The sequence below is a fragment of the Turicibacter sp. T129 genome, assembly GCF_025594975.1.
GTDB classification, from domain to species: domain Bacteria; phylum Bacillota_I; class Bacilli_A; order MOL361; family Turicibacteraceae; genus Turicibacter; species Turicibacter bilis.
In genome coordinates, this window is record NZ_JAMQUU010000002.1 from 26,243 (window position 1) to 36,259 (window position 10,017).

A 10,017-nucleotide genomic window follows, 5' to 3' on the forward strand; every position below is an offset into this window, starting at 1 on the left:
TTCTTTCAAACATTGATTTTAGGCAAAAAAAAGAGCCACCTTTTTTAGGTGGCTCTAACTTAAAAAATTTCTTTTAACTAACTACAATTATTAGGTTCACGTTTATATTTCCATACCTTTTCCTTTTTTAGTGATGTTCGTTAAATCATTTTCATGTGAATTTCTTTCTTTAATCATTTGCAACTTTTCTTTTATAGAAATTCTTTCATTTTTAATACTCTTTCCATCATGAAGTAATTCGTGTGGTGAACGGTCATTCCCACGACAATCAATATTTTTTAAGTTTTCTAATTCTTGAATTTCTAAAGTCTGTAAATTATTAAAAGCACATTCTAAATGCTCTAAATCCTCACAATGATTTAGCTGTAATTCGCTTAATCGATTGGTTGAACAATCCAACCATATCATACTATCAGGCACTTCTAAGGTTGAAAGGAAATTATTTCGGCAATCTAATTGTTCTAAACTAGATAGTTCTTGAACTGGCAAGTCATATAATAGGTTATCTTGACACGTTAAATAAATGAGTTCGTCACAACCTTTAAAATTTAATTCTTCTAATTGATTATGACTACTAAATAAAAATTGTAACTCTTCTCGTTCTGAAACATCTAATGTTTTTAAATTACAAAAAGACACATCTAACGTTTGAATCTCTTTTGGAATATCTTCATTTTTTAATTCATTCAAATGAGTGCTACTTGCATAAATTTTTCGACATTCACTATTCACTCCCTTTAATGTTTGAATCGGATTATACGACACATCTAAATGTTTTAATGAGGTAAACTGCTCAATTCCTGTTAAATCGTAGATTTGAGAGTTTGGAATTAATAAAACTTTCTGTGCTTGAATCACTGGTAACTGTTCATAAACTAACGTTGTATTATCACTTAACTTATCTTGTTCAAATACTTCAATTAAAATAGCTTTTCTAAAATTCTCATCTGGAAATAAATCATTCATACTTTCATAAGGAATTGGCAACTCAAGATTATTAAGCCACTCCATGCAATACTCTTTATTATTAAACGGCTCAATAAAAACATTTCCATGTGTGTTATCAATCCCTATCCATTGTTCTCCCTCTTTAGAATAGAAACTTCCATAATCAGATTCTTTCAAAGAATGATTATCGTATCTTTCAATTAATGCCTGAACTTGTTCTTCTGTTAAAAATTTAATGGTTGGATCAATCACTTTAACTTCCTCAACATTGACATTCGGATTTCCATTCAATTTCAAATCACAAATAGAAGCTAAAGAATAAAATGTCACACATTCTAAATGATTATTTTCACTTTCAACGTATTTCAATATCTTATTTTCAGATAAATCTAATTCTGAAATAAAGTTATTATTGCAATAAAGAGTTTCTAAACATGGACAATCAGCTACTCCTAAATCATCTAATTCATTTTCACTACAAGATAATTCTCTTAAAACGGATTGATTTTCTAAATCTAATGATTCTAAATTGTTCAAAGTTACATCTAAAATTTCTAAGGTTTCAGACTTAGGTAATTTTAAATTATGAATGTGACAAGCATAAGCGTATAACTCTTTTAATCCTATTAAATCAGATACATCTAAATTAATAATCGGATTATTTGAAACATCTAACTTTCGTAACGATTCAAAATATTCAATTCCTTTTATATCTGTCAATTTATGTTTTTCTAAATTTAAAACTTCAATTTTTTTCAATACTTCTAAATCTGATTTAAAAATATCTGTTGTTCCATCATGGCGATCTAATAATTGCTCAACAATGATTTTTCTAAAATTTTTATTTGGAAATCTAGAATTTATTACTTGGTCATATTCAAATTGTTTCCAAAAATCCATATACCCTGTCATTACACAATCAATCTGATCTTTGTCTTGTTCAAAATTTTCAAAATCGGTATGCAGCTCAAGATAACCATTTTCAACTAACTTAAATTTTTCTAAGTCTTTTTGAAACTCTTCCCAAGTTTCTTTAGTCATTGTTCCATCTTCTAATAAATCTTCAAAATCTTCAATCTCACAAAAATACATCTCTTGTTCAGTATTAATGCTTTCTAAAGCAAAATGACGTAATAATATACCGCAATCTTTTAATTGAATTTTACTTTCATTAACCACTGATTCTTTTCCACTCATTATCTTTCCACTTCCCTTTTATAATTAGATCTTCCATTTTTCACTTGTTGGTGAAGTTTTGTATTTGCATGACTTAATCGACTTTTTATAGATTCTTTAGTTGGTTGATAATCTTGTAATTGATATTTATCCTTTAAAAAAGAAATCGCTTGTTTAAAGCTCAAATTTTCGATATTAGCAATAAATTTTATTGCATTTCCACCCTCACCACAACCAAAGCATTTATAAATTTGCTTATCCGGTGAAACCACAAATGAAGATGTTTTTTCTTCATGAAATGGACATAACCCTTTATAATTTTTTCCGGCTTTTTCTAATTTCACATAGTCACTAATAACTTCAACAATATCTAATTGTGATAAATAATGCTTAATAAGATTCGGTGAAATATCCTTAATCTCTTCATTTACTTTTTCATTTTTTTGTACTTTTTCAAAAACCTTTTGATATTTCGGATCTGATTCACACTTTGTTCTACAATATGAGTAATAGTCGATTGGAGAATTAACAATATCAGTTAATAGATTTTCATTTTTAAGACATTCACATGGATCATTCCCCTCCGGAAACATAGCAAACTTAATATTTTCAACTGGCTTATATTGAGGATTATTTTCTCGCATAGTAGCACTTAAAAATTGTGCATTGGTAATTGAGGCCTTAAATCCGGCAAAATCACCATCATAGCCAAAAACAAACCTTTCTGCTCCCTCTCTAGCTAACATTTCAATATGTTCCTTAGTTAAGGCAGTTCCTAGCGTTGCTACAACGTTATAAATTCCTTTTTGATGATAAGCGATTAAATCTAAAATCCCCTCTACCAGATGAACCTCTTTCGATTCTCTTATAAATGGTTTTGCCCTATGTAAGTTATAAAGGGTTTTGGTTTTAGAGAATCCCATAGATTCCGGACTTAATAGATATTTAACATCATTATTTACATCTGTTGTCCTACCATTAAACCCACAAATTTCCCCTCGACAATCTCGAATTGGAAACATAATTCGTTTCCAATTTCTTTCACCCCCTTTCTCATTTAAAAGTCCTAATGACTTTAATTCCTCTTGATGATTAGTCTTTAATTCATTTAAACAAAAAGAATCACTAAAACCTATCTCAAATTCTTTGATAGATTCTAAAGTGATTCCTCGATCCATTAAATATTTTAATTGTTCTTTATTTTCCAATAATGCTTTTTGATAAATCTTATTTGCTTCATTCAACAACTTCTTCTTCATCATCTAATACCTCCGAAAAATCTAATTGCTGAATTTCTTCAATAGATACAGTTCTTATAAATTCAATACATTCAGTTAATATTTTACTCTCATAATCAAATTCTTTTTTTCCATTCATAAATAAATTACTTTGAATCATTTGATTTAACATAACCTCTTTTGACTTTTGAGGTTGCAAATATGACTTAATCATAGATAAATGATCTAAATTTAACTGTTCTTTTCTCATACTTGTTCTAATTCTCCTTTAGTTTTATTAATCGCTTTTTCTCTAGTTTTTTCTAATGATAATTGTTTATCCTTTGCCTTTGCCAATTTCTCTTTTAATGATGGCTTTGTCACTTCCATGTCTTTATCAGTAACTTTTTCTTTACTCAATTCAAGTAAAACTTCATCTATTTTAATAATTAATTCAGAAGATTTTTTCTGAATTAATTCTAATGAATCCTTTAATTCATCTAATTCTTGTGTTGAACTCCAATTTCCAACGTAAGAAAAACTATAATCAGATGTATCTATTCCAAAATATTGTGATACCGTATAAGCTACACTTTCAGCTTCAACCTCCTTTGTACGCTTATCTTTGCGACGACCATGAAAACTACTATGTAGCTCTGCATGAGCCATTTCATGAATCATAGTTTTTATCGTTTGAATTTCACTCATTCCAACTTGAATAGCAATTTTATTATCTTGGAAACTATAATAACCTTTTGCTCCTGTCGGAATAGATTCAAAATTGATAGGTACAGTTGAAACTTTTGTCAAAGCCTGTATCATATCTTCATAACCCTCTATATCCCCTTGTAAGCCTGTAACAATGCTTGGAAGAGGTTCTCCATCTGTCTGTGATACATCAAAAACATAACCAACTTTAAATTTTGGAATGACGATTTCTACTTCTTCTTTCACTTCATTTCCGTTATTATCTAATACTGGTCTTTGAGTTTTTGGATCAATCTTTGTCATTTCCTCTTTTATCTTATAAGGTGTAGGAATTAAAATAGCAATTCCACTTTCACCTTTTTTTACATGGCGATTAAAGTCATTTTTCCAACTTACGAACCCGGCAACTTTTGTAGCATTTGGCATTTGTCGATAAATTAAAAGATTGTTCCTCGAAGAATATTTATGAAATTTAGATAGTACATTCAAATACTCTTTCAATTTTCCGGTTTCAAATACTTCTTTAACCCCTTTATCTAAATCTTCTGTAATTTGTTGAACTTTATTTTTAATCTGCTCTTGTTTTTTCATAAAAAATCCTTTCTTATAAATAAAAAAATATGTAGCATATGATAATCTACGCTACATATTTTTTATTTGATATTTAAAATAAAGTAATCTAATCACTCTAATAATTGTTAATACCATGTAAAAATTCATTTTAATAAATCGCCAAATCGTAATTGGAACTGCCCCCATAAATACCATTAATAGATTTATTAAAAAAGTCACTGGTGATAATAAATATATCACCAAACTAAGTATGCGAAAAAAATTACAATAAAACGTACATAATAAGATATATTCCCATAACCATTTTAAATCAAATTCAGAAATAGTACGATTTTTTCCGCTAGCAAATAAAATAAATAAGAATATTAATGCCGGATATATAACATTTTTTGAAAAGTCTAAGATTATTTTTTTCCAACTTAAAGTTGGGTGTGATGGTACATACTCATTATAATTATTAAATTCTGTATATTCAGTTTCATTATAAATCACTTGCATAATAAATCACCTTATTATTTAGAAAAAAAATCTAATTATGACATTTTTTTCTTTAATTATAACATAAGATGAATATATAGTATACTAATACTCACTTTTACAAACTTACTCTAAAGATTCAAAAATAGTCGCATATTTAGTATTTGGAGCGTATCGTTTTGCCACTGCATATCCATCAGCTACTAACTTAGCATTTAACATATCATTTGAAATATTTTCAATATTACTTAAATTTATATCATTGGTAAGCCAAACATAAGCTAAAGTACGATTATATACGTCCAGTTGATCTACGTCATATTCTAAATATAGAATTTGTCCTACTTCAAGTAGCGATTTAGTGTACTCACTAGCTATATCACCATCAAGTGTATTTTTACTTTGATCGGGATGTACGCTTTCTGGGGTATCAATCCCAATTAAACGTACTCTCACATCCTCACCATTTGAATTAGTAACGATCAATGTATCTCCATCTACAACACGTTTCAAACTAACTTCTTCTAAACTAATCTCATTTGATTCATCTAATACTGTATCTCCAACACTAGATTTTAATAAATGCTCTTTGAAATCTTTATAAGTATTTAAAAAACTAATAAAACAAAAAATAAATATACCTAAAGTAAATAATCTATTATTTTTTTTCTTTTTTCTCATAATTAACCTCTACTTTTTATTAGTTTTAGGAAATTCTAATGAGAATTTAGGGTATTTATCATTAAAATCTACTTTAATAATAGCGTCATATTCTTTTCCTGTTTTTTGACTTTTTAATCCTTTAACAAGAACCTCGCCTTTATTTAAAAAAGATTTTGCGATTGTCTTAGTAATTTTTTTACCTTGACTTTCAAAAAATTTATTCTCTTTCCATAAGGCAAATGAACACTCTCTATTTGAACAGTAGAAATTTTTATCGCTCTCATGTACTGGACTTTGGCAATTAGGACACTTACCGATTTCTTCTTTTTGGGGTTTATTATTTTCAAATTGGAACGTTGCAACAGTTGATTTTTCTTGATTTACAACTTCTGTAACAAATGATTCAATCTCATTCATAAATTGTTGTGAAGATAACTCTCCACGTTCGATTTGATCCAATTTTTCTTCCCACTCGGCTGTCATTTTAGCACTTGTTAAAAGAGGGGGGAGAATAGACATCAATTTATGTGCTTTTTCAGTTGCTATTAAATAATTCTTTTCACGTTGAACAAACCCACTTCTAATAATCGTTTCAATGATATTGGCACGAGTAGATGATCGCCCAATTCCTTTTACTGATTTTAAAATAGCTGATAATTCTTTATTATCTTCAATCTGACATTTCTCCATAGCTTCAAGTAATGTTTCATCAGTAAAATGTTGTGGTGGAGTGGTTTTCTTAGATTCAATTTTAATGTCATTTATCTTTAATTCTTGATTTTCAGTTAAAAGAGGAAGTAAAATTTCTCCTTTTTCTTTTTTATTAATTTTTAAAATCTCTCGACACTTTATCTCTAATGCACGATACCCTAAGTCAATTAAATTTTGTGTTTTCGCTTCAAATTCATAGCAATCTACACCGATAGTTACTTTAGTTGATTGATACATATAAGGGGAGTATGTTGCACTTAACATCTGATAAGCAACTAATGTCATAATCTTTCGTTCTGATTCACTTAATGTAGCCCAATCATGCTTAATCCCTGTTTCAGTAACTAAGATAGCGTGATGATCCGTAACTTGTGAATCATCAATGACACTATCTATATTTATTTTATTTTCTTTATAATCATGACTTAATGGCACTGGTTGAATCTCTTTTAGTGAGGATATTAAAGAAGTGATTAACTCTTTTTGTGATGAACTCACAAATTTTGAATCTGTACGAGGATAAGTCATTAATTTATTTTCATACAATTTTTGAACAATATCTAATGTTTGTTGAGCAGAATAACCAAATAATCTATTTGATACTTTTTGTAAAGCAGTTAAATCATAGAGTTGTGGTGCTTTTTTTACATTATCCTTTGTTTCAATTTGTCGTACAACCGCATTTAAGCTCGTATAAGAGTTTTTAATTTGTTCTGCAATACTTTTATCATCAAGCCTTAAACTAGCCTCAAAACTATCTAAAATCAGTTTCACAATGTAATAATCTTTAGGAATAAAACTAATGATTTCTTTATCTCTTTTAGAAATCATATTAATAGTGGGGGATTGCACTCGCCCCACATTTAAAACATTACCATTACCGTACTTTATAGTAAAAAGTCGTGTACTATTAATTCCAACTAAAAAATCAGCTTGTGAACGACACTTAGCTGATTCTAATAATAATTTTTTCTCTGATCCATCAAGTAAATTCGCCATTCCCTCACGAACAACTGAATCTTCAAATGAAGAAATCCATAAACGTTTAACTGGCTTTTGACAGTGAATATACTCATAAATAAGCCAAAAGATTAATTCACCCTCTCGTCCTCCATCAGTACCACAAATTAAGGTACTAACATCTGAACGCTCTATTAATTTTTTCACATTGTAAAATTGAGATTTTGAGTTTTCAATAATTTTTGTTTTCCACTTTTGAGGAATAAAAGGTAACGTATCTAAATCCCATGCTTTCAGCGATTCGTCATAATCTGCCATCATAGCATTTGTAATTAAATGACCGTAACACCACGTCACTACATAATCACTATTTTCTAAATAACCATCTTTAGTTTCAAATTGTCCGATTGCTTTTGCAATATCTATCGCTACACTAGGCTTTTCTGCAATAATCAATTGTTTCATGTTATAAAAATCTCCTTTTGAGTAAATAAAAAATAAAGTTAATTATTTCCTCTAGATTTCTTTGGTTTATATAATCTTAACGTATAACTTAAACCTGTTTTAGGAATAGAAAAAGTCAAGTACCCACGACTATTAATCGTGATGACTTGACCGATTTTTTGACTAAAGCTAATTCCTGTTTTACTCACATTGAGATAAGTTCTTTTCCCTAACCTTACTCGTTTACGAAACTTCCACGACATCTGAATCTTTCTCCTGTTCTGATTCTTGTTCTGCTTTTAATGACATTAAAAATTCTTTAACTTCCTCATGACTGAAATTTAATTCATTTAAAATCCCTAAATATTCAGTTGATTTTAATTCTTCAATTTTTTTTTGGCGATTGGCGATTCTTTTCTTTAAAGCTTCAATTTTTTCTTCATCTTTTTTTATTAAAGTTTCTAATTCTAAAATTTTACTCATTTTAAATTTCTCCTAATCTATTTTTGGTAAATAAAGTTCCGGATCTAATCGTACTCCATCTTTTTTATATTCTAAATGCAAATGAGGGCCTGTTGATCTTCCAGTTGAGCCTGTAAGTGCAATCTTATCACCTACTCTTATTGTTTGACCGACTTTAACCAAAACTTCTTCACAATGGGCATATAAAGTTTCTCTATTTCCATCTTGTATAATAAGATAATTTCCATAACCATTAGGATCGTAAGCTACTCTAGTGACTATACCACTCATACAGGCTTTTATTGGTGTTCCTAAAGGCTTAGGAATATCTAACCCTGTATGAAATTCTAATTGCTCTCCTGTTGTTGGATTTATTCTATAACCAAATTTGGATGAATAATAATAAGTACCATCATACGGTGGAGCTAATTCACTAGAATAAATAGTTAATCCGTATTCTAAATACAGTAAATAAAGTTCATATTCTCCTGCATTAAACAACGTGTCTTTATTTAAAGTTAAATAATCATTCACACTAATACTTTCAATAGATACATAAAGTTCACTATTAATAAAATCTTTTTTCACCGTATAAAGTTCATGATGAAATTGTTTTATTTCATCTTTAATATCATCTAATTTAAAATCAAGATATTTACTAGAAAAGTACGCTAATAAATCATATGAATTAGTATTCAAATTAGAAAAGTCATAAATAATCTGCAAATTTGTCGTACCATCTATTTGACTTCTAATTTCATTTTGAAAATCTTGATCTAACTGTGACACATATAAATGAAACTCACTAATTTGTTTTTCATCAGATTGGATAATTGCTCCCATAGGACTAGAAAATCCGGAAAAACAAATAGGAATAACAACTAATATTAAAGCTAAAACAATACCTATTAAAAAAAGGACTGGATTTGACATGATAGATATTGTCATTTTTTCTAGTCCTTTTTTTGTTAATACTGATTTTATACTTGGTGATACTGACTGTGAAATAATCTGTTTTATTTTATAATTTTTTCTTAGCTGATTTTTTTTTCTAATTTCCAACATACGTTGAACGAAACTACTTTTAGATAAACTGCTACCTCTTTTTAAGTTATGAAATTCTTTTGCATATCGAACAACATCTTTCCCTCTATGATACGTCACATTTACATTCGTTTTCACCTTATATTCAAGATTTCCATGATCTTCTTCGATTATATTTTGCAATTCATTTTTACTAGCCTTAACTGCTGACTTTGTAAGGTAGTGACTTCCTGTAATAGCTGACTTAAAAATAGTTTTACTATTTCCTTTTGATGAAGAAACAAATTGCTTGAACGAATTTAATCCTTGATAAGTTTTCCTACTACTTTCATAAAAATTTATGCTAGTTTCTTTAATATCTGACGTTAATTCAGAGGTTTCATCATTATTATTTACTTTTAAAAGGCTAATCGTAGTATCAACCTTGGACATTATCCCTTTACTTTTACCTACTTTTTTATTCTTAGAATTAACCACTTCATACTTATCAGATATTTTTGATTCTAATGATTGCCGACTTTCCTTAACTCCATATTTATTATTGGAATTTAGCTTAGAGGTATGAGGATTGGCTACAACCTTTGATTCTAATGATTGCTGACTTTCCTTAACTCCATATTTATTATTGGAATTT

Annotated in this window: 10 protein-coding genes; all 10 read right to left on the bottom strand. The window is 28.7% G+C overall.

Going from position 1 to position 10,017, the window contains the following annotated elements; genetic code table 11:
* Positions 1 to 102: 102 nt before the first annotated feature.
* Positions 103 to 2,145: a leucine-rich repeat domain-containing protein gene (locus NEH75_RS00175; RefSeq protein ID WP_155062372.1), complete on the bottom strand. Its 2,043-nt coding sequence runs from the start codon at positions 2,143 to 2,145 to the stop codon at positions 103 to 105.
* Positions 2,145 to 3,383 carry a CHC2 zinc finger domain-containing protein gene (locus NEH75_RS00180; protein ID WP_262941283.1) on the bottom strand — a complete coding sequence of 413 codons (1,239 nt, stop codon included), beginning with the start codon at positions 3,381 to 3,383 and terminating at the stop codon, positions 2,145 to 2,147. Before NEH75_RS00180 ends, NEH75_RS00175 begins: the two co-directional genes overlap by 1 nt.
* Positions 3,361 to 3,612 (bottom strand): hypothetical protein, encoded by a 252-nt coding sequence (locus tag NEH75_RS00185; RefSeq protein WP_155062374.1) that lies wholly within the window; start codon positions 3,610 to 3,612, stop codon positions 3,361 to 3,363. Before NEH75_RS00185 ends, NEH75_RS00180 begins: the two co-directional genes overlap by 23 nt.
* On the bottom strand, positions 3,609 to 4,640 hold the full coding sequence (locus NEH75_RS00190; protein WP_151922556.1) for an ArdC family protein: 1,032 nt from the start codon (positions 4,638 to 4,640) through the stop codon (positions 3,609 to 3,611). Before NEH75_RS00190 ends, NEH75_RS00185 begins: the two co-directional genes overlap by 4 nt.
* Positions 4,641 to 4,691: 51 nt before the next feature.
* Positions 4,692 to 5,120: a hypothetical protein gene (locus tag NEH75_RS00195; protein ID WP_155062375.1), complete on the bottom strand. Its 429-nt coding sequence runs from the start codon at positions 5,118 to 5,120 to the stop codon at positions 4,692 to 4,694.
* A gap of 105 nt (positions 5,121 to 5,225) precedes the next feature.
* The gene (locus tag NEH75_RS00200; RefSeq protein ID WP_155062376.1) at positions 5,226 to 5,780 is read right to left on the bottom strand and encodes a thermonuclease family protein; all 555 of its coding nucleotides are present in this window, start codon (positions 5,778 to 5,780) and stop codon (positions 5,226 to 5,228) included.
* Positions 5,781 to 5,789: 9 nt separating this feature from the next.
* Positions 5,790 to 7,898, bottom strand: a complete 2,109-nt coding sequence (locus tag NEH75_RS00205) for a DNA topoisomerase 3 (RefSeq protein ID WP_155062377.1) — start codon at positions 7,896 to 7,898, stop codon at positions 5,790 to 5,792.
* 38 nt (positions 7,899 to 7,936) lie between these two features.
* Complete coding sequence (locus NEH75_RS00210) at positions 7,937 to 8,140, bottom strand: DUF4236 domain-containing protein (protein ID WP_155062378.1); 204 nt, start codon at positions 8,138 to 8,140, stop codon at positions 7,937 to 7,939.
* The gene (locus NEH75_RS00215; RefSeq protein WP_155062379.1) at positions 8,121 to 8,360 is read right to left on the bottom strand and encodes a hypothetical protein; all 240 of its coding nucleotides are present in this window, start codon (positions 8,358 to 8,360) and stop codon (positions 8,121 to 8,123) included. The genes NEH75_RS00210 and NEH75_RS00215 overlap by 20 nt, the downstream gene beginning before the upstream one ends.
* Positions 8,361 to 8,372: 12 nt before the next feature.
* A partial coding sequence (locus NEH75_RS00220; protein ID WP_262948286.1) for a M23 family metallopeptidase occupies positions 8,373 to 10,017 on the bottom strand: 1,645 nt, incomplete at its 5' end.

Excerpts from the sequence above, each read along its gene's own strand:
- NEH75_RS00175 (WP_155062372.1), bottom strand. The coding sequence starts at position 2,145 with ATGAGTGGAAAAGAATCAGTGGTTAATGAAAGTAAAATTCAATTAAAA.
- NEH75_RS00180 (WP_262941283.1), bottom strand. The coding sequence starts at position 3,383 with ATGAAGAAGAAGTTGTTGAATGAAGCAAATAAGATTTATCAAAAAGCA.
- NEH75_RS00185 (WP_155062374.1), bottom strand. The coding sequence starts at position 3,612 with ATGAGAAAAGAACAGTTAAATTTAGATCATTTATCTATGATTAAGTCA.
- NEH75_RS00190 (WP_151922556.1), bottom strand. The coding sequence starts at position 4,640 with ATGAAAAAACAAGAGCAGATTAAAAATAAAGTTCAACAAATTACAGAA.
- NEH75_RS00195 (WP_155062375.1), bottom strand. The coding sequence starts at position 5,120 with ATGCAAGTGATTTATAATGAAACTGAATATACAGAATTTAATAATTAT.
- NEH75_RS00200 (WP_155062376.1), bottom strand. The coding sequence starts at position 5,780 with ATGAGAAAAAAGAAAAAAAATAATAGATTATTTACTTTAGGTATATTT.
- NEH75_RS00205 (WP_155062377.1), bottom strand. The coding sequence starts at position 7,898 with ATGAAACAATTGATTATTGCAGAAAAGCCTAGTGTAGCGATAGATATT.
- NEH75_RS00210 (WP_155062378.1), bottom strand. The coding sequence starts at position 8,140 with ATGTCGTGGAAGTTTCGTAAACGAGTAAGGTTAGGGAAAAGAACTTAT.
- NEH75_RS00215 (WP_155062379.1), bottom strand. The coding sequence starts at position 8,360 with ATGAGTAAAATTTTAGAATTAGAAACTTTAATAAAAAAAGATGAAGAA.